This window comes from Streptomyces sp. NPDC102402 (assembly GCF_044765765.1).
In the GTDB taxonomy this organism is placed as follows: domain Bacteria; phylum Actinomycetota; class Actinomycetes; order Streptomycetales; family Streptomycetaceae; genus Streptomyces.
Genome location: NZ_JBIWKR010000004.1, coordinates 444351 through 468631, shown reverse-complemented (window position 1 = coordinate 468631; position 24281 = coordinate 444351). Strand labels below are relative to the sequence as shown.

The 24281-nt window shown below is 70.4% G+C and carries 22 protein-coding genes; 10 read left to right on the top strand and 12 right to left on the bottom strand.

Annotation, left to right across the window (positions count from 1 at the left end):
• Window positions 1-46: 46 nt before the first annotated feature.
• Together ACIRJR_RS15830 and ACIRJR_RS15825 are read right to left on the bottom strand one after the other, a co-directional pair.
• A complete protein-coding gene (locus tag ACIRJR_RS15830) occupies window positions 47-1405 on the bottom strand; it encodes a gluconate:H+ symporter (protein WP_403780347.1) in 1359 nt (452 codons plus the stop codon).
• Entirely contained in the window at window positions 1405-2814 is a 1410-nt protein-coding gene (locus ACIRJR_RS15825; RefSeq protein WP_403779860.1) for a homoserine dehydrogenase, read from the bottom strand. Before ACIRJR_RS15825 ends, ACIRJR_RS15830 begins: the two co-directional genes overlap by 1 nt.
• A gap of 200 nt (window positions 2815-3014) precedes the next feature.
• Between ACIRJR_RS15825 and otnK the strand changes: the two genes are divergently transcribed.
• From otnK to ACIRJR_RS15800, 5 genes are all read left to right on the top strand, one after another.
• On the top strand, window positions 3015-4298 hold the full coding sequence (gene otnK / locus ACIRJR_RS15820) for a 3-oxo-tetronate kinase (protein WP_403779857.1): 1284 nt from the start codon (window positions 3015-3017) through the stop codon (window positions 4296-4298).
• Complete coding sequence (locus ACIRJR_RS15815; RefSeq protein WP_403779854.1) at window positions 4295-4936, top strand: class II aldolase/adducin family protein; 642 nt, start codon at window positions 4295-4297, stop codon at window positions 4934-4936. The genes otnK and ACIRJR_RS15815 overlap by 4 nt, the downstream gene beginning before the upstream one ends.
• An 87-nt stretch (window positions 4937-5023) precedes the next feature.
• On the top strand, window positions 5024-5572 hold the full coding sequence (locus ACIRJR_RS15810) for a PadR family transcriptional regulator (protein ID WP_403779851.1): 549 nt from the start codon (window positions 5024-5026) through the stop codon (window positions 5570-5572).
• Between the two features lie 51 nt (window positions 5573-5623).
• On the top strand, window positions 5624-7342 hold the full coding sequence (locus ACIRJR_RS15805) for an acyl-CoA dehydrogenase family protein (RefSeq protein ID WP_403779848.1): 1719 nt from the start codon (window positions 5624-5626) through the stop codon (window positions 7340-7342).
• Window positions 7343-7448: 106 nt separating this feature from the next.
• The gene (locus tag ACIRJR_RS15800; protein WP_403779845.1) at window positions 7449-7805 is read left to right on the top strand and encodes a hypothetical protein; all 357 of its coding nucleotides are present in this window, start codon (window positions 7449-7451) and stop codon (window positions 7803-7805) included.
• 54 nt (window positions 7806-7859) lie between these two features.
• Here ACIRJR_RS15800 and ACIRJR_RS15795 read toward each other — a convergent pair whose 3' ends face one another.
• Together ACIRJR_RS15795 and ACIRJR_RS15790 are read right to left on the bottom strand one after the other, a co-directional pair.
• A complete protein-coding gene (locus ACIRJR_RS15795) occupies window positions 7860-8489 on the bottom strand; it encodes a TMEM175 family protein (RefSeq protein WP_403779842.1) in 630 nt (209 codons plus the stop codon).
• A 105-nt stretch (window positions 8490-8594) separates the two neighbouring features.
• The gene (locus tag ACIRJR_RS15790) at window positions 8595-8858 is read right to left on the bottom strand and encodes a DUF5133 domain-containing protein (RefSeq protein WP_403779839.1); all 264 of its coding nucleotides are present in this window, start codon (window positions 8856-8858) and stop codon (window positions 8595-8597) included.
• Window positions 8859-9058: 200 nt separating this feature from the next.
• On the opposite strand from ACIRJR_RS15790, the gene ACIRJR_RS15785 reads away from it, so the two are divergent.
• Complete coding sequence (locus tag ACIRJR_RS15785) at window positions 9059-9730, top strand: DUF998 domain-containing protein (protein ID WP_403779836.1); 672 nt, start codon at window positions 9059-9061, stop codon at window positions 9728-9730.
• A gap of 79 nt (window positions 9731-9809) precedes the next feature.
• On the opposite strand, the gene ACIRJR_RS15780 is transcribed toward ACIRJR_RS15785, so the two are convergent.
• Complete coding sequence (locus tag ACIRJR_RS15780) at window positions 9810-10625, bottom strand: SAM-dependent methyltransferase (protein ID WP_403779833.1); 816 nt, start codon at window positions 10623-10625, stop codon at window positions 9810-9812.
• Between the two features lie 414 nt (window positions 10626-11039).
• Here ACIRJR_RS15780 and ACIRJR_RS15775 point away from each other — a divergent pair, with 414 nt between their 5' ends.
• Window positions 11040-12869 carry an alkyl/aryl-sulfatase gene (locus ACIRJR_RS15775; RefSeq protein WP_403779830.1) on the top strand — a complete coding sequence of 610 codons (1830 nt, stop codon included), beginning with the start codon at window positions 11040-11042 and terminating at the stop codon, window positions 12867-12869.
• Between the two features lie 270 nt (window positions 12870-13139).
• On the opposite strand, the gene ACIRJR_RS15770 is transcribed toward ACIRJR_RS15775, so the two are convergent.
• The 3 genes from ACIRJR_RS15770 to sigJ all read right to left on the bottom strand — a co-directional run bounded on the left by ACIRJR_RS15770 (window position 13140) and on the right by sigJ (window position 16586).
• Window positions 13140-14123: a polysaccharide deacetylase family protein gene (locus tag ACIRJR_RS15770; protein ID WP_403779827.1), complete on the bottom strand. Its 984-nt coding sequence runs from the start codon at window positions 14121-14123 to the stop codon at window positions 13140-13142.
• A 102-nt stretch (window positions 14124-14225) separates the two neighbouring features.
• Complete coding sequence (locus ACIRJR_RS15765; protein ID WP_403779824.1) at window positions 14226-15146, bottom strand: glycoside hydrolase family 11 protein; 921 nt, start codon at window positions 15144-15146, stop codon at window positions 14226-14228.
• Between the two features lie 513 nt (window positions 15147-15659).
• Window positions 15660-16586, bottom strand: coding sequence for an RNA polymerase sigma factor SigJ (sigJ, locus tag ACIRJR_RS15760; RefSeq protein WP_403779821.1), 927 nt, complete (start codon window positions 16584-16586; stop codon window positions 15660-15662).
• A gap of 104 nt (window positions 16587-16690) precedes the next feature.
• On the opposite strand from sigJ, the gene ACIRJR_RS15755 reads away from it, so the two are divergent.
• The gene (locus ACIRJR_RS15755; RefSeq protein ID WP_403779818.1) at window positions 16691-17053 is read left to right on the top strand and encodes a hypothetical protein; all 363 of its coding nucleotides are present in this window, start codon (window positions 16691-16693) and stop codon (window positions 17051-17053) included.
• Window positions 17054-17150: 97 nt separating this feature from the next.
• Here the strand turns inward: ACIRJR_RS15755 and ACIRJR_RS15750 are convergent, their stop codons facing one another.
• Genes ACIRJR_RS15750 through kdpF form a run of 4 tightly spaced genes read right to left on the bottom strand, consistent with a single transcriptional unit; the run spans window position 17151 to window position 21705 of the window.
• A complete protein-coding gene (locus tag ACIRJR_RS15750; RefSeq protein WP_403779815.1) occupies window positions 17151-17828 on the bottom strand; it encodes a potassium-transporting ATPase subunit C in 678 nt (225 codons plus the stop codon).
• Window positions 17829-17849: 21 nt separating this feature from the next.
• On the bottom strand, window positions 17850-19946 hold the full coding sequence (gene kdpB / locus ACIRJR_RS15745) for a potassium-transporting ATPase subunit KdpB (RefSeq protein WP_403779812.1): 2097 nt from the start codon (window positions 19944-19946) through the stop codon (window positions 17850-17852).
• A complete protein-coding gene (kdpA, locus tag ACIRJR_RS15740; RefSeq protein WP_403779809.1) occupies window positions 19943-21607 on the bottom strand; it encodes a potassium-transporting ATPase subunit KdpA in 1665 nt (554 codons plus the stop codon). The genes kdpB and kdpA overlap by 4 nt, the downstream gene beginning before the upstream one ends.
• A gap of 8 nt (window positions 21608-21615) precedes the next feature.
• On the bottom strand, window positions 21616-21705 hold the full coding sequence (kdpF, locus tag ACIRJR_RS15735; RefSeq protein ID WP_356886531.1) for a K(+)-transporting ATPase subunit F: 90 nt from the start codon (window positions 21703-21705) through the stop codon (window positions 21616-21618).
• Window positions 21706-22406: 701 nt separating this feature from the next.
• Between kdpF and ACIRJR_RS15730 the strand changes: the two genes are divergently transcribed.
• Both ACIRJR_RS15730 and ACIRJR_RS15725 read left to right on the top strand, forming a co-directional pair.
• Window positions 22407-22976: a TetR/AcrR family transcriptional regulator gene (locus ACIRJR_RS15730; protein ID WP_403779805.1), complete on the top strand. Its 570-nt coding sequence runs from the start codon at window positions 22407-22409 to the stop codon at window positions 22974-22976.
• 46 nt (window positions 22977-23022) lie between these two features.
• Window positions 23023-24213: a GDSL-type esterase/lipase family protein gene (locus tag ACIRJR_RS15725; protein ID WP_403779802.1), complete on the top strand. Its 1191-nt coding sequence runs from the start codon at window positions 23023-23025 to the stop codon at window positions 24211-24213.
• The last annotated feature ends 68 nt before the right edge of the window (window positions 24214-24281 follow it).

Sequence of the window (24281 nt, the reverse complement as noted above, 5' to 3'; positions counted from 1 at the left end):
CTCGATTGTGCCGTCCCGCCTTGCCGTGTCCCAACACGGCGCGGTGTCAGGACCCCACGAACGTGCTCAGCAGGAGTACGCCGCCGAGGCTGAGCAGTGACTGCAGGGACAGCATCAGGGTCCAGGTGCGGAACGTCTGGGCCACCGAGAGCTGGTAGTACTCCTTGAACAGCCAGAATCCGGAGTCGTTGACATGCGACAGCATCACCGCTCCCGACGCCGTCGCCAGCACCAGCAGTTCGGGGGAGAGGCCCGGGTAGGCGCCGATCAGCGGAGCGACGATTCCGGTGGCGGCCGCGGTGGCCACGGTCGCCGAGCCGAGGCAGATGCGCAGCAGCGCGGCGACCAGCCAGGCGAGCAGCAGCGGCGGGATCGACCAGTCCACCGCGTAGTCGGAGATCAGCTTGTCGATGCCGGTCGCGGTGAGCATCGCCTTGAGACCGCCGCCGGCGCCGAGGATCAGCACGATCCCGCCGACCGGGCCGAGGCCCTTGCCCGCCATCTTCTGGAGCTGGTTCAGACCGAAACCGGAGCGCAGTCCCAGAGCGAAGAAGGCGAAGATCACCGCGGCCAGCAGGGATATGACCGAGGAGTCGCAGGCCTCGAAGACCGCGTAGGGCAGGGAGCCCTCCGTGGTGTTCGCGGTGCCGACGGTCCCGATCAGCATCAGGACGGGCGGCAGCAGCACGGTGATCAGGGCGAGCACGAAGGAGGCCGGCCGCTTGCGGTTCTCCGGCTCGGGGCTCGTCTCCGGGATGGGGCCCTTGTCGAGGTCCGGGGCCGGGCCGAACCATCGCGAGGCGAACTTCGTCAGCAGCGGTCCGCTGATCACCGCGATCGGGATGCCGATGATCAGGCCGTACATGATGGTCAGGCCGGTGTTCGCCCCGTACGCGGAGACCGCCAGCGTGGGGGAGGGGTGCGGCGGGAGCAGGCCGTGGGAGATGTACAGACCCGCGGCGAGGGGCAGACCGACGTACAGCAGGTGCGTGCCGGTGCGCTTGGCGACGGCGTACACCAGCGGCACCAGCATCACGAAGCTGACGTCGAAGAGGTGCGGCATTCCGATGAGCAGGGCGGCGGCGGTGATCGCCGTCGGGATCCACTTGACCGGGCGTGCGCCGATGAAGACGGTGGCGATCCTGTCGGCTCCGCCTGAGCCCAGCAGGATGCCGCCGAGGATGGTGCCCAGCCCGATCGTCGGTCCGGTGCTCTTCAGCGCGTCGCCGAAGCCGTCCTGGAAGTGCTCGACGGTGTCGCCGGGACCGAGGCCCGCCGCGAGACCCAGGCCCAGGGCCGACAGCGCCAGCGCCAGGAACGGATGGAGCTTGGCCTTGGTGATCAGCAGGATCAGGACGACGACCGCGGCCGCGCCCAGCAGGAGATTCTGGAGGTCGGTACTCATCATCGGCTCACGTGGGAGGCAGGGGCGTCGGTGGCGCGCGAGGCACGCCCGGCGGTCCAGGCGTGCAGCAGGTCCGCGTCCGGGTCGGCGAGGTCGCCGAGGGTGATCAGGGCGCCGGCCCGGACATCCCGCCCGAGGGTGGTGTGCGCCGCGAGGTACAGGGGTGCCGCGTCGGCGGGAGCGTCCTCGTCGCGGAGCAGGACGGCCTGGACGCCGGTGACGTCGTGGTGGTGGCCGCCCATGTCCAGCACCGTGCCGGCGGGGAGGTCGCGCTCGGCCCGCCCGGCGAGCATGGCGTGGGCGCGCGGATCGGTGCCGCCGGAGGGCCGTCCGTGGAGCACCGCGGACAGGAGCGAGACCGGTGTCTCGACGCCCATCAGGTGGTACGGCAGGTAGACCGCCGCGTAGCGCCCGTCCCGGCTGACCACATGTCCCTTGCCTCGAAGCGTCTCCCAGGTGACGGGGTCACCGGTGCGTACGACGACGAAGACACCGCCGGCGAACGAGGCCTCGTCCGGCAGCCGCAGCGCGCTGAACACGTCGACGGCACCGGAGCGGTGCAGCAGACCGCCGTCCTCGCGCAGGGCGTAGACATCGGCGAGTTCGGCGATCCGGGCGACCGGGTAGTGCAGGCGCTCGACGTCCGGACGGAAGCCCGTGTTGGTCGCGACCACCGCCATCTCGCAGTAGTCGGCGGTGGCACCGGTCGGCAGCGCGGTCACGGCGGCCGCGCGGGCGGCGAGCGTGGCGCGCACGTCGTCGCCGAGGCCCATCAGCCCGGCGAGCTCGGGCGCGGGGACCGTCGTGTCGAGCTGGGTGACCGAGCCGGTCGCGGGGTCGAAGACCAGGTCGTACTCGCTGGACTTGCCGATCGCCACGACGTCCAGGCCCAGCAGCTCCGCCCAGGTCACCAGCGCGATGAGGTTCGCGGGCTGGTCGCCGTCGGCCGTGGTGTAGACGACGCCGTTGTCGCGGGCCAGGTCCGCGAGGTGCAGCCCGGCGACGGAGTCGACCTCCTTGCTGACCATGGCGACGTGACGGCCGCCGGTCAGCGCCTCGCGGGCCATCGCGTATCCGTCCGCCGGGCTTCCGGTCGCCTCCACGAGGATGTCCCAGGGCGCGGCGGTCAGCAGCGCGCCGTCCGCCACCAGGGCGACGGCCCCCTCGTCCGAGGCCCGCGCGACCTCGCCGGCATCCGCGCAGACGGCCAGGCTCTCTGCCGGGTAGCCGAGCTCGACGAGCATGCCCCGCAGCCGCTCCACGTCACGGTCGCACAGGACGGCAGGAGCCAGACGCCCGATGCGCGGGGTCTGCGCCAGCAGGGTCCGGGCGAAGCCGCCGCCGGCTCCGGACAGTGCGTAGCGCACGGTCCGGTCGCCGGTTCCGGCGAACAGGTGATGCAGGTTCATGGGCTCTCCTAGACGGGCACACGGCTCGGTTCAACGGCTCCGGCAGACGCGGTCTCGGCTACGGCACGAGCACCACAGGGGAGCGTGTTAACAAGATGTACCAGCAGATCCCGTCTGCGTAAAGTCTGTTAACATTTTTTCACACGCAGGTTGCCGGGGAACTCCACCTGGTACCGCACCCCCCAACGCAAGGAGGTCCGATGCCGACCCTCGGGGCCATCGCCGACGACTTCACCGGAGCAACCGACCTCGCCACCATGCTCGTCGCCCGGGGCCACCGGACCGTGGTGACCGTGGGACCGGACGCCCTCTCCGACGGCCCCGGGCCGGCGGCCGTGCGTGATGCCGACGCGGTGGTGGTGGCCCTCAAGTCGCGCACCGCGCCGGTGCAGGAGGCCGTCGGAACGTCACTCGCGGCCCTGCGTGCCCTGCGCCGGTCCGGCTGCGAGCGCTTCTACTTCAAGTACTGCTCCACCTTCGACTCCACCCCGCGCGGCAACATCGGCCCGGTGGCCGACGCACTCCTCGCGGAACTGGGCGAACGCCGCACGGTGGTCGTCCCCTCGTTCCCCGCCACCGGACGCACCGTCTACAAGGGCCGCCTCTTCGTCCACGACGAACTCCTCGACGAGAGCCCCATGCGGCACCACCCGCTCACGCCGATGCGGGACTCCCATGTCGGCCGGCTGCTCACCCCGCAGACCGGTCACCCCGTCCGCCTCGTCGGGCTCGACACCGTACGGAAGGGCGGCGACGCCCTGCGTGCCGCTCTCGACGCCCCCGATCTCGCCGACGCCCTGGTCGTGGTGGACGCCGTGAGCGACGAGGACCTGGTGACCGTCTGCGCGGCCACCGCCCACCTCACCCTCGTCACCGGCGCGGCCGGACTCGCCCTCGGTCTCACCGGCCCGCACGCCGAAGCCGCCCGCGCGACGCCCGCCTCCCGCCCCGGCGACCCCGGCGTCGTCCTCTCCGGCAGCGCGTCGTCCGCCACGCGCGCCCAGGTCGCCCACGCGCGCGGCCACCTGCCGCACCGCAAGCTCGACCTGGCCGCCCTGCGCGCCGACTTCGCCGGGACGGTCGCCGGACTCGTCGCCTTCGCGCGACGGGCCTGGGACGAAGACCCCGCGAAGCCGCCTCTCATCTACGCCGTCGACGACCTCGGCGACCTCGAACACCCGGCGTCGCACGACGGCCCCGCCGCCTCCGAGATCGTCGAGCGGGCCCTCGCCACCTGCGCCACCGACCTGGTGGGAGCAGGCGCACGCCGCCTCCTGGTGGCCGGCGGCGAGACCTCCGGAGCCGTCGTCACCGCCCTCGGCGTCCGCACCCTGTCCATCGGCTCGCCCATCGCCCCCGGCGTCACCTGGGCACGTGCCGAAGGCCGGGCGCACGACCGGGACCACACCGTGGATCTCGCCCTCAAGTCGGGCAACTTCGGGGACACCACCATCTTCACGGAAGCCTGGAGCGCACTGGCATGACCGACCCCCGCACCGACCTCGCCGTCGCGGGCGCCCGGCTCGCGGCCCTCGGGCTCAGTCCCGGTTCCTCCGGAAATCTCAGCGTCCGGGTCGACGACCGCATCCTCATCACCCCCACCGGCGCCGACCTCGCCGAGATCGACCCCGACGGGCTCAGCGTGCTCGGCCTCGACGGCGCCCACCTCGACGGACCGAGGCCGTCGAAGGAGTTCCCGCTGCACAGCGCCTTCTACCGGCGGGACGCCGGCACCCGCGCCGTCGTCCACCTGCACTCCCGGAACGCCACCGCCGTGTCCTGTCTCCCCCCGTGGTCGCGGCGGAGCGCGGTGCCGCCACTGACCCCGTACTTCGTCATGCGGGTCGGCCAGACCCCGCTCGTCCCCTACGCCCCGCCCGGCGACGCGGGACAGGCAGAGGACCTCGCGCGGCTGCCCTTCCCGTTCCGCGCCGCGCTGCTCCAGAACCACGGGCCCGTCATGGCGGGCCCCACGATGGCCCGGGCCGTCGACGCGGCGGTGGAACTGGAGGAGGTGTCCGCTCTGCTCCTGGCCCTGGGGGAGCGGTCCCCGCGTCTGCTGACGGACGAAGAGGCGCGTGTGCTCGCCGAGAAGTACGACGCCCCGTGGGGCGAGCGCTGAAGGTGCGTGGCGCGGCGGCCGGGTGAGGAGCGTCTCACCCGGCCGCCGAAGCTTGCTATGCAACCAGTTGCATAAGACGATCGGGGCATGGCGCTCGAACACGCGATCCTCGTCTCCCTGCTGGAGCAGCCGGGCTCCGGCTACGAGCTGGCCCGGCGGTTCGAGCGGTCCATCGGGTACTTCTGGACCGCCACGCACCAGCAGATCTACCGCGTCCTCAAGCGCATGGAGAGCGACGGCCTGCTCGACGTCCGCGACGTCCCGCAGGAGCGCCGGCCGGACAAGAAGGAGTACTCCGTCGCCGGCCCCGGCCGCGCCGCCCTCGCCGACTGGCTGCACGAGCCGATCGAACCCGAGAGCCTCCGCCACGACCTCGCCGTGAAGATCCGGGGCGCCGCCTTCGACGACCCGGCCGCGCTGCTGGACGAGGTCGAGCGGCACCACCAGGTACACAGCGACCGGCTCGCGCACTACCTCGCCGGGGAACTGCGTGACTTCACCGGGCCCGGCGCCCCCGCACCCCTCGACGCCGGTCAGGAGCTCCAGCACGTCGTGCTGCGCGGCGGCATCGCGTACGAGCGGATGACGGTCGCCTGGCTCGACGACGTACTCGCCACCCTCCACAGGCTCACCTGAACCCGTCCCGCACCCACCTCCCGCCCACCTCTCCCCGGAAGGCGTATCACCATGGCCGACCCGCTGCTGTTCAACCCGCACGCCTACGACCCGGCGCACTTCGATCCCGAGACCCGCAGGCTGCTGCGCGCCACCGTCGACTGGTTCGAGGCCCGCGGAAAGCGCCGGCTCATCGAGGACTACCGGTCCCGCGCCTGGCTGGGGGACTTCCTCGAGTTCGCCTCGAAGGAAGGCCTCTTCTCCACCTTCCTCACCCCCGCCTCCGCCGCGGAGCACGAGGACCAGCGCTGGGACACCGCCCGGATCGCCGCGCTCAACGAGATCTTCGGGTTCTACGGACTCGACTACTGGTACGCCTGGCAGGTGACCATCCTCGGCCTCGGCCCGGTCTGGCAGAGCGACAACGCCGCCGCCCGCAGCCGCGCCGCACGGCTCCTCTCCGAGGGAGAGGTGTTCGCCTTCGGGCTGTCGGAGAAGACGCACGGCGCCGACATCTACTCCACCGACATGCTCCTGGAGCCTGACGCGGACGGCGGCTTCCTCGCCTCCGGCTCCAAGTACTACATCGGCAACGGCAACGCGGCCGGCCTCGTCTCCGTCTTCGGCCGCCGCACCGACGTCGAAGGCCCCGACGGCTACGTCTTCTTCGCGGCCGACAGCCGCCACTCCGCCTACCAGGTGGTGAAGAACGTCGTCGACTCCTCCAAGTACGTCAGCGAGTTCCGCCTCGACGGCTACCCGGTCGGCCCCGACGACGTGCTGCACACCGGCCGCGCCGCGTTCGACGCGGCTCTCAACACCGTCAACGTGGGCAAGTTCAACCTCTGCACCGCCTCGATCGGCATCTGCGAGCACGCGATGTACGAGGCCGTGACCCACGCGCAGAACCGCATCCTCTACGGCCGCCCCGTGACCGCCTTCCCCCACGTCCGCCGGGAGCTGGCCGACGCCTACGTCCGGCTCGTCGGCATGAAGCTGTTCAGCGACCGCGCCGTCGACTACTTCCGCTCGGCCGGACCCGACGACCGCAGGTACCTGCTCTTCAACCCGATGACGAAGATGAAGGTGACCACCGAGGGCGAGAAGGTCATCGACCTGATGTGGGACGTCATCGCCGCCAAGGGCTTCGAGAAGGACACCTACTTCGCCCAGGCGGCCGTGGAGATCCGCAGCCTGCCCAAGCTGGAGGGAACGGTTCACGTCAACCTCGCCCTCATCCTGAAGTTCATGCGCAACCACCTGCTGGAACCGGTGGCGTACGAGCCCGTGCCGCCCCGTCCGGACGCCGTGGACGACGCTTTCCTCTTCCGGCAGGGCCCGGCCCGCGGTCTCGGCTCGGTGCGCTTCCACGACTGGCGCCCCGCCTACGACGCGTACGCGGCGGTCCCCAACGTCGCGCGCTTCCGGGAGCAGGCGGACGCCCTGTGCGCCTTCGTCGCCGAGGCCGCGCCCGACGAGCAGCAGAGCCGCGACCTGGACTTCCTGCTCTCCGTCGGCCAGCTCTTCGCTCTGGTGGTCCACGGCCAGCTGATCCTGGAACAGGCCCGGCTGACCGGCCTGGACGAGGACGTGCTCGACGAGCTGTTCTCCGTACTCGTCCGGGACTTCTCCGCGAACGCCGTCGAGCTGCACGGCAAGGACTCCGCCACCGCCGAGCAGCAGGCCTGGGCCGTCGCCGCGATACGGCGTCCCGTCGTCGATGGGGACCGCTCGGCGAGGGTCTGGGACCGCGTCGAGGCGCTGTCCGGGGCCTACGAGATGGCCCGGTAGCCCCCGACCGGGGACAGGGCCGGTCCGGACCGCTTCGCTCGCGCTCGCGGGGGCATATGGAAGGTCCGGCGGCCGGATCCGGCCGGCTGCCAGGAGGAGGGCGACCATGGATACGGTCTGGACCCGTCCGGCACAGCTGGACGGCTCGCTGAATGACGACGTGATCGGTTACGGCGTGGAGGCACCGGACGGGAGTGTGGGAACCGTCGTCAGGCTCTCGCCGGTCCCGGGCTTCGACCATCTGGTGATCGACGCGGGAGTCTGGAAGTTCGGTAGGAGCGTCGTCGTGCCGGCGGGCGTGGTGACCGCCGTCGACGCCGGCGAACAGGTCGTCAAGGTCGGGTGCACCAAGGAGCAGATCAAGGACGCCCCGCGCTTCGAGCGCGACCAGGACACGGGCGACCTCTTCTACCTGCGGAAGCTCGGCGCATACTACGAATCCCTGGTCACCGCCGTCGAATGACGTGGAGGCCGGTACCACTGCCGTGGTGCCGGCCCCTCGCCGTCCCGCCCCGCGTCAGACGGACGGCACGCGGCGGCTCCTGCGGCCGAGTACGGCCTTGACCGGGACGAGCGCCAGCCATGACCACATGGCGGTCGCGGGAGAGAAGGCGTAGGCGAGCGGCACGGTGGCGCCGAAGACCAGAGCCGTTCCTGCCAGGTCGTCGGCGATGGAGCGGGCGGTCCGCTCCGCGGCGTGATCCTTCGGCCATGACCGGCGCAGTCCGGTCCTCAGCACGGCCAGTTCCAGCAGATTGGTGACGCTCACGGCGCCCGCGTAGACCGCTACGGCCAAGGGCTCGGAGGCGTACTCGGAGAGGAGCGACGTCGGGAAGGGGATGAGGGCGATCGCGCCCAGCCAGATGAGCGCGAATCTCAGCGGCAGCGCGTCGAACCGGGGGACGAGCTCCATGATCCGGCGGTGGTCACGCCAGAAGGCGGCCAGGATCATGAAGCTCAGGGCGTAGGCGCCGAGGTCCGGCAGGACGTCGACCACGGCTTCCCGGAATCCCCCGGCGCTCAGTCCCGGCGGCACTCGGACATCGAGCACCAGCAGGGTCATGGCGATGGCGAAGATCCCGTCGGACAGCGCGGTGAGCCGTTCCGTGATCTTCTCGTCGCCCGTTCCCGCCCGGCTCTCGTCCACCCGCACAGCGTCCCGGGGCCGAGGTCGTACCGGGTGGGATTAGGCCGACGGCGGGCATGCCGGACGCGGGCGGGACGTCACCGGGCCGGGCCCGCTGACATCCGCTCAGGCGGTGAGCAGGCTGTCGTCCTGCTGGGCCCCGACGGGCCGGCGCAGGCCGGGGGACACCGTGGCGCGCATGCCCAGCATCGAGTCCGCCACCTGGAGGGCCTGCTGGACGGCCTGGGTGCCGGTCATCACGCACAGGGTGTAGGCGGCGTCCTCCACGACCCGGGAGGTGGCCTCGGTCGAGCGGCGGGCGTCCTCGATCCGGGCGTCGGCGTAACGGGCCAGGGCCACTCTCAGGTCCTGAGGACTGGGTGTCAGCACAGCGGGTTCTCCTCTGGTTCGATCCGTGCGCGGGGCGGTGCGGTGCGCCGGAATACGGGCCGTCAGCCGGAAGATTCGGCAGCGCGGTTCGCGCGCCGTCATCTGATCCGGCGTCACCCGTCTACCCCCTCGCCGGCGGAGTACGCGCCCGCCTGCGTGTGCACCCGTGGTTGCCGTTCCGGGCGTTCTACCGTTCACCGATGCGATCTGTCCCCTGGTGGGTCCTGCTCTCCTCGGTGAGTGCCCCGCTCCTCCTCGTCGGCGGCTGGGCGGTCTCGGCGGAGCTCCAGGGACCCGCCTACGACCCCGCGTCCACGACGATCAGTGTCCTGGCCGCCGATGGTGCCGGTGGGTACTGGGTGATGACGTCGGCCCTGCTCGCACTGGGAGCCTGCCATGTGGTCACCGCGTGCGGACTGCGCCCCGCCGCGCCGTCCGGGCGGGTGACCCTGGCCTGTGGCGGGTTCTCGGTGATGATGCTGCCCCTGTTTCCTGCTCCGAGCAGCGGTGGCTCGTTCTCCCACGGTGTGGTCGTGTCGGTGGGATTCGTGCTGCTGGCCGTGTGGCCGGTCCTGGCTGTGCGGCGCGACGCCGGCCGGCGGCGGATCGCGCCCGTCCGTGAAACCGGCCCGGGGGCAGAGGCGACGGCGCGGCTCCCCGGCCGGGAGGCACCCTGGGGACTGCGGCCCGCGCCGTCCACGACGGCCGCCGCGCTGATGTGGCTCGGCGGTGCCTGGTTTCTGCTGGCCCTGCTTCTGCTCGGGGCCGCGGGAGCGGCCGAGCGCGTCATCACCTTCGCGCAGTCGTTCTGGCCACTCGTGGTGGTCGTCTCCTGCTTCCGGCACGCGGACGTCGGCGGGTGGCGGGACTGACCCCGCGAGGAGACCGGTGGGACAGACCTCGGTGGGCCCTTCCCGGAGGAGGGCCCATCGAGGAGGGCGTGGTGCGGAGCTACGGCTTACGGCCGACCGCCACGTAGCCGGCGCTGATCACGTCGTCCTGGCCGGGGACCGGCTCACCGAGCTCGGGGTGCCAGGTCTCGGCGGCCACGATGCCCGGCTCGACGATCTCGAGCCCGTCGAAGAAGCGGGAGAACTGATCACGGGTGCGGGGGGCCAGGGTGAGCGTGTTGGCCTTGTACATCGCGTCGACCTTGCGGGCCTCGGCCGGGTGGAAGTCGGCCGTGAGGTGCGAGATCACCACGTGGCTTCCGGGTGCGAGCACCTCGGTCAGCCGGCCCACCAGTTCGTAGGCGCCGTCCTCGTCACTCACGAAGTGCAGCAACGAGATCAGCGAGAGCGCGACCGGCCGGCTGAAGTCCAGCGTCTTGCCCGCGTGTTCGAGGATGACGTCCACGTTCCTCGCGTCCGCCTCGACGTAGTCGATGGCGCCCTCCTCGGTGCCCTTGAGCAGGGCTTCGGCGTGGGCCAGGACGATCGGATCGTTGTCGCAGTAGACGACCCGGGTGTCGGGCGCCGCCTGCTGGGCCACCTGGTGGAGGTTGGGTTCGGTGGGTATCCCCGTACCGATGTCCAGGAACTGCCGGATTCCGTTGCTCGTCAGCCATCGGGTGGCGCGGTGCATGAACGCCCGGTTCACCTTCGCCATGACCGGAACCCCGGGTTCGACGGCGAGCATCTGCCGGCCCATGGCCTCGTCCACCGGATAGTTGTCCTTGCCCCCGAGGAACCAGTCGTACATCCGGGCGGGATGAGGTCTGCTGGTGTCGATGCGCAGGGCGGGGGCATCGTTCTCAGGTCGGGACATGGCGGACTCCTGGATGGGCGCGGCAGCGGATGATCAGCTTGCGAACAGGATAGGGAACGGGGGCGCCGAGCACGACGACCGCAGGCCAACTGATCTGCCGCGGAGGGTGACTTCGCCGGCGCTGTCGCCACTCCCGTCCAATTCCGTTCAGCGGGCGTTGTGTTCGAGGCCGGGCGCTTGTCCTGCGGCTTCAGTTCGAGAGCCCCTCCGCAGATGTTCGGGGTGGTGGCCTGCGGACTCGCGGTCGGCCCCCTTCCACAGACGCTCGCTCGCCGCCGGCACGCGCCGGCGACTGGTGCACCGGCTCGTGAACGAGCCCGACATCGCGGTCCGCGACCGCACTGCTCACAAGTTGTCGAGGGGCGCGCGACGCATATGACCGCAAATGGGTCCCTTCTGCGCTATTCGTTGTCCATGAGTGAGCTCGATTACGCCGACAGGTCCGACTTCGAGGATGCCGACCGCGGCTTCGTCGCCGCCCTCTCGCCCGCGGTCGTCCGGACGGACGGCGGGCGGGTGGTCTGGGACGGGGACGCGTATGCGTTTCTCGACGGGGACTGCCCTGCCAGCGCCCACCCCAGCCTGTGGCGGCAGAGCCAGCTGTGCAACAAGCAGGGCCTTTTCGAGGTCACCGAGGGGATCTACCAGGTCCGGAACCTGGACCTGTCGAACATGACGCTGGTCGAGGGTGACACCGGGGTCGTCGTCATCGACCCGCTGATCTCCGCCGAGACCGCAGCCGCCGCACTCGCGCTGTACCGCGAGCACCGCGGCGACCGCCCCGTCACCGGTCTGATCTACACCCACTCGCACGGCGACCACTTCGGAGGCTCCCGCGGCGTTCTGCCGCACGGCCACGCCCCGGTACCGGTGATCGCGCCGGCCGGGTTCCTCGAGCACGCGGTCGCGGAGAACGTGTACGCGGGCGGCGCGATGACCCGCCGCGCGGTCTACATGTACGGCGCGGAACTGGACAAGGGCCCTGCCGGTCATATCAGTGCCGGCCTGGGGATGACGACGTCCAAGGGCACGATCACCCTCGTTCCGCCGACCGTGGACATCACGCGCACCGGTCAGGAGGAGACCGTCGACGGTGTGCGGATCATCTTCCAGATGACACCGGGCACCGAGGCACCCTCGGAGATGAACTTCTACTTCCCCGACCGGCGGGCCCTGTGCATGGCGGAGAACGCGACGCACAACATGCACAACATCCTGACCCTGCGCGGGGCGGTGGTCCGCGACACCCGCATTTGGGCGCACTACCTGGGCGAGACGATCACCCTGTTCGGCGACCGGGCCGAGGTCGCGTTCGCCTCCCACCACTGGCCCACCTGGGGCCGAGACCGCATCATCGAGCACTTGGCCGGCCAGCGCGACATGTGGGCCTACCTCCACGACCAGACTCTGCGCATGACCAACCAGGGACTGACCGGCACGGAGATCGCCGAACAGATCGAACTTCCGCCGGCGGTCGCGAACCGGTGGGCCAACCGCGGCTACTACGGCTCCGTCAGCCACAACGTCAAGGCCATCTACCAGCGCTACATGGGATGGTTCGACGGCAACCCGTCGCACCTGTGGGAGCACCCGCCGGTCGAGCAGGCCCAGCGGTTCGCCGCGGACTACGGTGGCGTCGCGGCCCTGGTCGCCAAGGGCGAGCAGTACGCGGCCGCAGGGGACCTTCGGTTCGCCGCGACGCTGCTGGGGCACGCGGTCTTCGCCGCCCCGGACGACTCGATCGCCAGGCAGGCGCTGGCCGCGGTGTACGAGAAGCTCGGATTCGGCGCGGAGAACGGTCCGTGGCGCAACTTCTACCTGATGGGCGCTCAGGAACTGCGCGGAACCGTCGCGCACACCGCGCTGGAGACGACGAACCCCGAAATGGCGATGGCCCTCACCATCGACATGCTCATCGACTCGCTCGCCATCCGCATCGACGGTCCACGCGCGTGGGACGAGAAGCTCACCATGATCTGGAACGTCACCGACGAGAGCCGCACCTGGCACCTGTTGCTCTCCAACGGCGCCCTCACCTATCGCAGCGCCGACACCGTCCCGCAGCCGAACGGCTCCGGCCAGGACGCGGACCTCACCTTGACCTTGACCAAGCCGCAACTGCTGGCAGTCCTGGCGGGCAAGGGACTGGACGACGTGCACGTCCAGGGCGATCCGCAGGTCTTCGATACTCTCGTGGGCCTGCTCGACACCCCCGACCCCGACTTCGCCATCGTCACGCCTTGACCCCCGACGCCCCGCACGCTCCGGCTGCCGCGCCCGGCCGCCGGAGTCAGGAGCCCGTACCCGGGGCGGCGGCCCCGTGAGCGCGACGCAGACGGCCATGGACCCCGTGGGTTTCGGATCCTTCGAGTGCGCAACTCCGCATGGCCGGAATCACCGGCATACTGCCGGATCATGGCGCGGTCCGGCGGTGCCCGCGGGGCCCGGGACGGGACGGTGGGGCGGCTTGCGGGAACCGCCGCTCCCGCCGTCCCGTCCGGGGTGGTGCGCCGGTCAGCCGGTGCTGCAGGAGACGGAGGGCCAGGTCCAGTTGCCGTTGGCCTGGATGGTGGCGCCCCAGGTGTTGCCGCTGCCGTTGGATCTGGCGGTCAGGGTCTGTGCGTTGGGGTAGGTGGCGGAGGTGTTCCAGGTGGAGAGGACCTTCGCGGGGGAGGGGACGTTCATGGTGACGGTCCAGGTGCTCGAGCCCGACACGGAGACGTTGAGGTTGTAGCGGTCGCTCCATCTGTCGCCCGCGGTCACGGTGGCGGTGCAGCCGCCGGTCCCGCCACCACCGGTGCCGCCGCTGTCGGGTGCCACGGCACGGCCTGTCTGCGGGGAGATCATGCCGGCGCAGAGCCCCCGGCTCGCCAGGCCCTGGGCGATGCGCGGGATCGCGGCGAGCGTGTTGGCCGGCCAGTCGTGCATGAGGATGATCTGGCCGTCGGTGAGCCGGGCGTTGGCCGCCACGATCGCGTCCGTGCTCGCGTTGTTCCAGTCCTGCGAGTCGACGTCCCAGATGATCTGGGTGAGCCCGAACTTGGCCGCGGCCGACCGCACCGTCGCGTTGGTCTCACCGTACGGAGGGCGGAACAGCTTCGGTGTGCCCCCGCCGCCCGCGGCGATGGCCTGCTGAGTGCGGGAGAGCTCGGATTCGACCTGGGCCTGGCTCTGCTGGATCAGGTGCGGGTGGGTGTAGCTGTGGTTGGCGACCCACATGCCGGCGTCGACCTGCGCCCGGACCTGGGCGGGCTGGGAGGCGGCGTACTGCCCCTGGTTGAACATCGTGGCACGCAGCCCGTTCTGCTTCAGGGCGTTGAGCAGGCCGGGCGTGCTGCCCGAGGGGCCGTCGTCGAAGGTGAGCCCGACGTATCCGTTGCACGCGGCGGCCGGGGCGGCGTGCGAGGGCGAGGGGGTGGCTGCGACCGTGGCGGCCATCGCGGCTACGGCGAACGCCGTGACCAGGGGCCGTGGAGAGAGGCGTGGCGTGATGCGCATGAGGGGCTCCTTCGCGTCCTGGAGGATGGGGGGAATCGGCTGAGGGCGGGGCCGCGGTGGACAAGGACCGCCGCGGCCCCGCGGATGCCGGTCAGCCGGACGTCAGCCGGTGCTGCAGGAGACGGAGGGCCAGGTCCAGTTGCCGTTGGCCTGGATGGTGGCGCCCCAGGTGTTGCCGCTGCCGTTGGATCTGGCGGTCAGGGTCTGTGCGTTGGGGTAGGTGGCGGAGGTGTTCCAGGTGGAGAGGACCTTCGCGGGGGAGGGGACGTGCATGGTGACGGTCCAGGTGCTCGAACCCGATACGGAGACGTTGAGGTTGTAGCGGTCGCTCCATCTGTCGCCCGCGGTCACGGTGGCGGTGCAGCCACCGGTCCCGCCGCCACCCCCGCCGCCGCCGGAGGTTCCGCCCACCGTGATGTTGGAACTGCCGCTGCTCTGGTAGCCCTCGGTGGCCATGATCATGTAGTTGAAGGTGCCCAGGTTCATACCGTTGCGGGCCCACGCGTCGAAGTGGTTGCCCGTGGTGATCGTTCCGCCGGTGCGCTTCGACTGGCGGACGCTCCAGAACTGCTTGAAGGTGCGGGTTCCCTCGATCGAGGGGGCGTTGACGCGCGTCGTCTCGTAGATGTCGTACGTTCCGCCGTCGCTGGTGACGGTGCCCTTGAAGGTGCCCGTCGGGCGGTAGGTGCCCCAGTTGTCGACGATGTAGTACTCCACGAGGGGGTTCGTCGACCATCCGTAGAGGGTCAGGTAGGCGTTGCCGGACGGGTTGAAGGTGCCGGAGTAGGTCACGCTCCTGCGTCCGCCCGTGCTCCAGCCCTTGCCCGCGACGAAGTTGCCGGTGTTGCTCCAGGTGGTGCCGTAGCCGCCGCCGGATGACAGGTTCATCGAGACCGAGCCGGGGCTGTCGGTCCAGAAGGAGTAGTAGTAGCCGTTGTCGGTTCCGGTCTGGTTCGAGTTGACGACCGTGTCGGCGGCGGCTGTGCCGGGCAGGGCGAGCACGGCCAGGGCGGCCGTCGCCATGGCTAAGGCATTGCGGATGAACCGTCGGAGCCGGCCGTGTGCGCTACTGCGACTCGTCGACCGTGCGGGTATGTCGTTCATTGCGTGTGCTCCTCCTCGTGTGCGAGACGCCGGGTGTGTCCGGGCAGCGCGGGACGCCTTCCGCGGGGATGTCGGTGGAACAGGCCGGGCCGCGCCACAACGTCTGAGCACGGTCACCGTCAGCGCCGGGTCGGGCAGACCAGGATCGACAGTTGTTGTGGTCTGCCAACGGCGAACAGTGTTGAACTGGGTCCGTCTCGTGTCAATACTTTCGACACTCGTTACGAAAGCGTCGAGCGATTCGGAGGGGCGATTCTAAGGAATCATGCCTGTTCGGTGGCCCTATGGCTCGATCGGAATGCAGACTCCCGCAGCATGGTGAAAGAATCGGATCCGAGATCCTGGTCTGGATTATCGAAAGTTTCGAACTCTTTCGGTGGTGTTGCGACAAGAAGGGCACGGCGAAGGGCGGACGGTGAGGGGATCAGACCGTCACGCGATCGGTGATGCGTCCGGCCGGTTCCCCGCGTCCCGCGTCCACGGCCGCAGTTTCTCCGGATTGCGGACGGCCCAGATCCGGGTGACCCGGCCGTCGGTGACCTCGAACGCGGCCACGGTCATGACGGCACCGGCACGCCGGGCCACCAGGCCCGGCGCACCGTTGACCGACCGCTCCAGGAGTTCGAGCCCCGGCGCCCTGTCGGCGATGGCGACCATGTAGCGGGCGATGCGCGCGCCGCCTTCGACCGGGTGCAGGGCGGCGCCGGCCATGCCGCCGCCGTCGGCGGTCATCACGGCCGCCGGGTCGAGGAGATCGACGAGGGCGGCGATGTCCTTCGTCTCCCAGGCATCCTTGACGCGCCGCACCGCCTCGGCATCCTGCCCGGCCCTCGTCACCGGAGTGCGAGGGGCGGAGAGTCGCCGGCGGGCGGAGGCCGCCAGTTGCTTGCAGGCGGCAGGGCTCCGGTCGAGGACGCCGGCGATGTCGGCGAAGGGATAGCGGAAGACGTCGTGCAGGACGAACGCCACCCGCTCGGCGGGGGTCATCGACTCCAGGACGACGAGGAAGGCCATGGCCACCGATTCGTCCAGGACCAACTGGTCGGCGGGGTCGTCGCCGTGGTTCCGTCCGGTGCGGTCGGGCAGCGGCTCGGGCAGCCACGCACCGACGTAGCGTTCCCGGCGGACCCGTGCCGAGCCGAGGACGTCCAGGCAGATGCGGCCGGTCACCGTCGTGAGCCAGGCGCCAGGGGTCCGGATCTCCGCCCGCCGGCTTCGTGGCAGCGCGTACCAGCGGGCGTACGCCTCCTGTACGGCGTCCTCGGCGTCGGTGAGGGAACCGAGCAGCCGGTACGCCACATTGATCAGTTGGCGCCGTTCGCCCGCCGGCCCGTCGGTGCTGTTCCCGGTCATCCCCATGCTCCCGATCGTGCCCCGGCCTTACCTTTCGGGGGCCCGTGTCGTCGGGCCGGTGAGACCATATCGATCAACTGCCCCTCGGGGGCGGAACAGGGGACCGTGACATGGCCACGCAGGTGACCGTACGGCGCAGCTTCTCGTTCCTGCAGACCGCGACAGCACTGCAGACCCTGACCATCTTCCTCCAGGCGGTCTCCGCCGGACTGTTGCTGTCGACGCCGTACGGAGAGGCGCTGCACAGTGCCGGAGCCCGCGTGATGTACGGGGCGTCGATGCTCTGCGTGCTCGCGGCGGTGCTGGCGTGGAAGCCGGGCGGTGGCTCGCCCCGGCCCGTGCTGTATGCATCGGGCCTCCTCGCTCTCGCCTCGCTCCAGGTCGTGCTCGGTATCGCGCACGTACCGTCGGTCCACCTCCCCCTGGGAGTCCTGATGTTCGGGCTGAGCGTGCTGGGTCTGGTGCGCCGCTGAAGCCGGATGCCGGGTGCACGCCGGGGCCCGCTCACCTCGTGTGCCGGTGAGCGGGCCCTTGACGGGTGGAGACGTGTGCGCCGGCGAGCAGCACGCGTCAGTCCGTGCGCATCTCCTTGAGCGCGCTGTTGAGTTCCAGCACGTTGACGCGGGGCTCGCCCATGAATCCGAGGGTGCGGCCCTCGGTGTGACCGGCCACGAGCCTCTCGACCTGCCGTACGGAGAGACCGTTCCGCTCGGCGACCCGGTGGACCTGGAGCTCCGCGTACGCCGGGGAGATGTCAGGGTCGAGGCCCGAGCCGGAGGAGGTGACGGCGTCGGCCGGGACGTCTTCGGGCCGCACCGTGTGAGCAGGGGTGGAGTTGTCGGCCACGACTGCGGCCTTCGCCTCGGTGACCCACGTGATCAGGTCGGCGTTGTCCGCGGCGCGGTTGGTGGCACCGGAGAGGATCAGTGAGTAGCGGGAATTGACGCTGTTGCTGCCCAGGCCGTTCGAGGGGCGGGGCTGGAACCACCGCAGGTCCGGCCTCGGTGCCTCGTCCGGATCGCCGGGGTCGCGCTTCGGCAGGTCGTAGGTCTGTCCGATCAGTGAGGACCCGACGGTGCGTCCGCTGTCGTCGCTGATCTCCGAGCCGTCGGCCTTGTCGTGGAAGAGCGCCTGTGCGACGCCCGTGACGGCGAGCGGGTAGAGGACGCCGCAGACGACGCTCAGCACGAGCAGTGCGCGCAGCCCCGCTCCGAGCAGGCGGGCGGTGTTCTTGAGAGAGGTGTTCATGGCTGATCAGCCGTTTCTGGTTCAGGAGAGCCCGGGAACGAGGGAGATGAGCAGGTCGATGACCTTGATACCTATGAAGGGGGCGATCAGGCCGCCGAGCCCGTAGATCCCGAGGTTGCGGCGGAGCAGCCTGTCGGCGCCGGTCGGCCGGTACCGGACGCCCTTGAGGGCGAGCGGCACGAGGGCGATGATGACGAGCGCGTTGAAGACGACGGCCGACAGGATCGCGGATTCCGGTGACGCGAGGCCCATCACGTTGAGCTTGTCCAGGCCCGGGTACACCACCGCGAACATGGCCGGGATGATGGCGAAGTACTTCGCGACGTCGTTGGCGATCGAGAACGTGGTCAGGGCGCCCCGGGTGATGAGGAGTTGCTTGCCGATCTCGACGATCTCGATCAGTTTGGTGGGATCGGAGTCCAGGTCCACCATGTTCCCGGCCTCCTTGGCGGCCGAGGTGCCGGTGTTCATCGCCACCCCGACGTCCGCCTGGGCCAGAGCGGGAGCGTCGTTGGTGCCGTCACCCGTCATCGCGACGAGCTTGCCACCGGCCTGCTCCCGTTTGATGAGGGCCATCTTGTCCTCGGGTGTGGCCTCGGCCAGGAAGTCGTCGACGCCCGCCTCCTCGGCGATCGCCTTGGCGGTCAGCGGGTTGTCCCCCGTGATCATGACGGTCCTGATGCCCATTCGGCGCAGTTCGGTGAACCGCTCCCGCATGCCGTCCTTGACGACGTCCTTGAGGTGGACGACCCCGAGTATCCGGGCGCCCTCCGCGTCCTCGACGGCGACCAGCAGGGGCGTGCCGCCGACCTCGGAGATCCGGTCGGCGAGGGGACCGGCGTCGTCCGCGACGTGACCGCCCCGCTCCCTCACCCAGGCGACGACCGAACCCGCGGCGCCCTTGCGGGCCTTGACGCCGTTCACGTCCACCCCCGACATGCGGGTCTGTGCCGCGAAGGCGACCCATTCGGCCTGGGGGAGTTCGCCACGGTGGCGTTCGCCCAGGCCGTACCGCTCCTGTGCGAGCACCACGATCGAGCGGCCCTCGGGGGTCTCGTCGGCCAGCGACGACAGCTGCGCGGCTTCGGCCAGTTCCGCCTCCGTCACCCCCGCCGACGGGAGGAACTCCGCGGCCCGCCGGTTGCCCAGCGTGATGGTGCCGGTCTTGTCGAGAAGCAGCGTCGAGACGTCGCCCGCCGCCTCCACGGCGCGCCCCGACATGGCCAGGACGTTGCGCTGGACGAGGCGGTCCATGCCCGCGATGCCGATCGCGGAGAGGAGCGCGCCGATGGTCGTCGGGATCAGGCAGACCAGCAGAGCGGTGAGGACGATCAGCGACTGCCCGGCGCCGGCGTGGATCGCGAACGGCTGGAGCGTCACGACGGCGAGCAGGAAGACGACGGTCAGCGACGCCAGCAGGATGTTGAGCGCGATCTCGTTGGGGGTCTTCTGCCGGGCCGCTCCCTCCACCAGGGCGATCATCCGGTCGATGAAGGTCTTGCCCGGCTCGGTGGTGATCCTGACGACGATCCGGTCGGAGAGCACCTTCGTGCCTCCGGTGACGGCACTGCGGTCGCCGCCCGATTCCCGGATCACGGGAGCGGACTCGCCGGTGATGGCGGACTCGTCGACCGACGCGACCCCCTCGACGACATCGCCGTCGCCCGGGACGATGTCACCGGCCTCGCAGACGACCAGGTCGCCGACGCGCAGCTCCGTGCCGGGCACCGCCACCTCGTCGCGGCCGTCCAGACGGCGGGCGACCGTGTCGGTCCTGGCCTGGCGCAGGGTGTCGGCCTGTGCCTTCCCGCGGCCCTCGGCGACCGCCTCGGCGAGGTTGGCGAAGACCGTCGTGAGCCACAGCCAGGCAGTGATGGCCCAGCCGAACCAGTCCCCTGGATCCCGTAGCGCCAGCAGGGTGGTGACCACCGAGCCGACGAGCACCACGAACATGACCGGGGACTTGATCATGACGCGCGGATCGAGCTTGCTCAGCGCGTCAGGGAAGGACCTGAGCAGCTGCTTCGGGTCGAAGAGCCCCCCGCCGGCACGGCCTGGACCTGCGCCGGGTCCTGCCGGGTCCGCGTGCGGGGCACGGGTGGGGGTGACGGTGCTCATGAGGCTAGTCCTTCGGCGAGCGGACCCAGCGCCAGGGCCGGGAAGTAGGTCAGACCGGTGATGATGAGGATCGTGCCGACGAGCAGGCCGGAGTAGAGGGGCTTGTCCGTCCGCAGGGTGCCCGCCGTGGCCGGGACGGGGCGCTGCTCCGCGAGCGAGCCGGCCAGGGCCAGCACGAACACGATCGGCAGGAAGCGGCCGAGCAGCATCGCGATGCCGATCGTGGTGTTGAACCACTGCGTGTCGGCGTTGAGCCCGGCGAAGGCGGAGCCGTTGTTGTTGGCGCCCGAGGTGTAGGCGTAGAGGATCTCGGAGAATCCGTGCGCACCGCTGTTGGTCATGGAGTCCGGCGGAGTGGGCAGGGCCGTCGCGACCGCGGTGAAGCCCAGGGCCAGTGCCGGAGTGATCAGGATGTAGCACGCGGCGAGCTTGATCTCGCGGGTCCCGATCTTCTTGCCGAGGTACTCGGGCGTACGGCCGACCATGAGGCCCGCGATGAACACCGCGATGATCGCCATGACGAGCATGCCGTAGAGGCCGGAGCCGACGCCGCCGGGGGCGATCTCGCCCAGTTGCATGCCGAGCATGGTGATGCCGCCGCCGAAGCCCGTGTACGAGGAGTGGAACGAGTTGACCGCGCCGGTCGAGGTAAGGGTGGTCGCCACGGCGAAGACCGACGACCCGCCGATGCCGAAGCGGTTCTCCTTGCCCTCCATCGCCCCGCCCGCGATCTGCAGGGCCGGTCCGTGGTGGGCGAACTCGGTCCACATCATCAGGGCCGTGAAGGCGATCCAGATCGTGGCCATCGTGGCGAGGATCGCGTACCCCTGCCGCAGGCTCCCGGCCAGGCGGCCGAAGGTGCGGGTCAGCGCGAACGGGATCAACAGGATCAGGAAGACCTCGAAGAGGTTGGAGAAGGGGGTCGGATTCTCGAAGGGGTGGGCGGAGTTGGCGTTGAAGTAACCGCCGCCGTTCGTCCCCAGCTCCTTGATGACCTCCTGTGAGGCGACCGCTCCGCCGTTCCACTGCTGGGTGGAGCCGTCGAACTGACCGACCCCGTGGATTCCTGAGAAGTTCTGGATGACACCGCACGCCACCAGCACGATCGCGCCGAGCACGGAGATCGGCAGCAGGATCCGCAGCGTGCCTCGGACCAGGTCGGTCCAGAAGTTGCCGAGTTCACCGGTACGGGAGCGTGAGAATCCGCGTACGAGAGCCACGGCGACCGCCATGCCGACCGCGGCGGAGACGAAGTTCTGCACGGCGAGGCCGCCGGTCTGCACGACGTGTCCCATGGCCTGCTCGCCGTAGTACGACTGCCAGTTGGTGTTCGCCACGAAGGAGGCCGCGGTGTTGAACGCCTGGTCCGGGTCGATCGACACGAAGCCGAGCGAACCGGGCAGCACCCCCTGCAGGCGCTGGAGCGCGTAGAGGAAGAGGACGCTCACCGCGGAGAACGCGAGTACGCCGCGCAGATAGGCGGGCCAGCGCATATCTGCCGACGGATTGGCTCCGATGGCACGGTAGATCCACTTCTCCGGTTTGTAATGCCTTTCGGAGGAGTAGACCCGTGCCATGTGGTCACCGAGCGGACGATATGCCAGGGCCAGTGCGGAAATCAGCGCGAGAAACTGGAGTGCACCAGCTGTTACGGGGCTCATATCGGGCTTCAGAACCTCTCCGGGTACACAAGCGCAAGGACGAGGTACACCAGAAGGGAGACGGCCACGACCAGGCCGGTGATGTTCTCCGCGGTCACAGCTTCGTCACCCCCCTTGCGACGAGAGCCACCAGTGCGAAGACCGCGACAGTGGTGACGACGAAGGCCAGATCGGCCATCGTGAGCTCCTGGGGGAAGTGAATGAAATGGAATCGGCCGGTGCGGCCGATCAAAAGCAAACCGCACGGGAGGTGGCCAGTTGAGTTTCGTTGACGGGCTCCATACGAGGGCCCCGTCATTCTTTACGCCGTCCATACGGAGGGGATTTCGGGCGGGCCGGCGCCACCCGCTCCGCACCGCATGACGTGCCGACTCGAAACCGGAGAGGGGTGGCGTATTCCTGTTCCCCGGGTCCTCGGTTCCGGTGCGGTCCTGTCCGGTGCGGTGCGGTCCGGTCCCGTCCCGTCCGGTCCCGTCCGGTCCCGTCCCGTCCCGTCCGGTCTTCCCCCCCCGACGTCCCGGCTGCGGGAATCGTGGAGTGCGCCTCCCGGCGCACCGGCGGCGAGCGGAACCGTCGGCGACCGCCACCACCGGGCGACCTGGACCGGGACCGACCGCCCAGGCAAGTCGTGGGCGTCGCGGCAATCGGCGGTCCGGTGAGCGTCGAAGGATGCGAACGCAGAGATGACCGCTTCCCCCCTGCCGCCGCAGGCTCACCGAACGAGACCTTAGGGCTTTCGGGATTTGCCTAATCTGATTAGGCAAACGCATAATCGAACCCGCCGAAGGGGATGGTGGGCATGGCAAGAGCAGGGCTGAACACGGAACGCCTGACACGGGCGGGAGCGGAACTGGCCGACGAGGTCGGCTTCGACAAGGTGACCGTCGCGGCGCTCGCCCGGCAGTTCGGCGTGAAGGACGCGAGTCTCTACTCGCACGTCAAGAGCTCCCAGGACCTCAAGACCAGGATCGCCCTGCTGGCCCTGGCGGAACTCGCCGACCGTGTCGCCGCCGCCCTGGCCGGGCGGGCGGGCAAGGACGCGCTGGAAGCGTTCGCGAACGCCTATCGCGACTACGCGCGGGAGCATCCGGGCCGCTACGCCGCGGCGCAGCTCAGGCTTGACCCGGAGGCGGCGGCCGCCAGCGCCGGCGGCAGGCACTCCCAGATGACGCGGGCGATCCTGCGCGGCTACGACCTGACGGAGCCCGATCAGACACACGCGGTCCGGCTGCTCGGCAGCGTCTTCCACGGCTACATCAGCCTGGAGGCGGGCGGAAGTTTCAGCCACAGCGCTCCCGGCACGCAGGAGACCTGGTCACGGGTCCTGGACGCCCTCGACGCCCTGCTGCGCAACTGGCCCGCGCCCTGACCCGGCCGGCCTCACCGGACACACACCCCGACGGACGGCGGAGCAGATGAGCCCCCACCCCCAGCTGACGACCACCCCGCTCACCGCCGGCCTGCTGCGCGGTGCCCTCGACCTGGAGCGCACCGAGCACGGTCTGCTGCCACACCGGCTGCCCGCCCGCGCCCGCGCCCAGAACACCGACGGCCAGCTGGCCATGGCGGAAAGCCAGCCCTCCGGCGTACGGATCGTCCTCCGCACCCGGGCCACCCTCGTGGAGCTCGACACGCTGCCGACCAAACGGGTGTACGCGGGCGCCCCGCCCCGCCCGGACGGCGTGTACGACCTGCTGGTGGACGGCCGTCTCGCGGGCCGGGCCGGCGTGGAGGGCGGCAACACCCTGACCATCGACCTGGCAGCGGGATCCGCCGTGGTCCGGCCGGGCCCGGTGGGCACCGTCCGATTCGACGGCCTGCCGCCCGAGCCGAAGGTCATCGAGATCTGGCTGCCGCACGACGAGACCACCGAGCTCGTCGCCCTGCGCACCGACGCCCCGGTCGAAGCTGTCCCGGACCGGGGCCGCCCGGTGTGGATGCATCACGGCAGTTCGATCAGCCACGGCACCGACGCGGCGAGCCCCACCACCACATGGCCCGCGCTGGCCGCGGCACTCGGCGGGGCGGAACTCGTCAACCTGGGGTTCGGGGGCAGCGCGCTGCTCGACCAGTTCACCGCGCGTGCCCTGCGCGACACGCCTGCCGACCGGATCAGCGTCAAGGCGGGCATCAACCTGGTCAACACCGACGCGATGCGCCTGCGTGCCTTCACCCCGGCCGTCCACGGCTTCCTCGACACGGTCCGGGAAGGCCACCCCACCACGCCGCTGCTGGTCGTCTCACCCATCCTGTGTCCCATCCACGAGGACACCCCCGGCCCCAGCGCGCCGGACCACAGCGCGCTGAGCGAGGGGAGGCTGACCTTCCGGGCCGCGGGAGACCCGTCCGAGACCGCCGCCGGAAAGCTCACCCTGAGCGTCATCAGGGGCGAACTCGCCCGCATCGTCGAGCAGCGGGCTGCCGAGGATCCCCATCTGTACTACCTCGACGGCCGCGAACTCTACGGCGAGGAGGACTCCGCCGAGCTGCCGCTCCCCGACGCACTGCACCCCGACGCCGCCACGCACCGCCGGATGGGCGAACGCTTCGCGCGACTCGCGTTCCGCACGGGCGGCCCCCTCGCGGTTGACGGGCCGTGCCACTGAGCGGTCCGGCCACCGGACCGGGCCCGCGACTGCGGGGCCGAGGTCGCCCGCCCCCGTCGTCGGGCCCC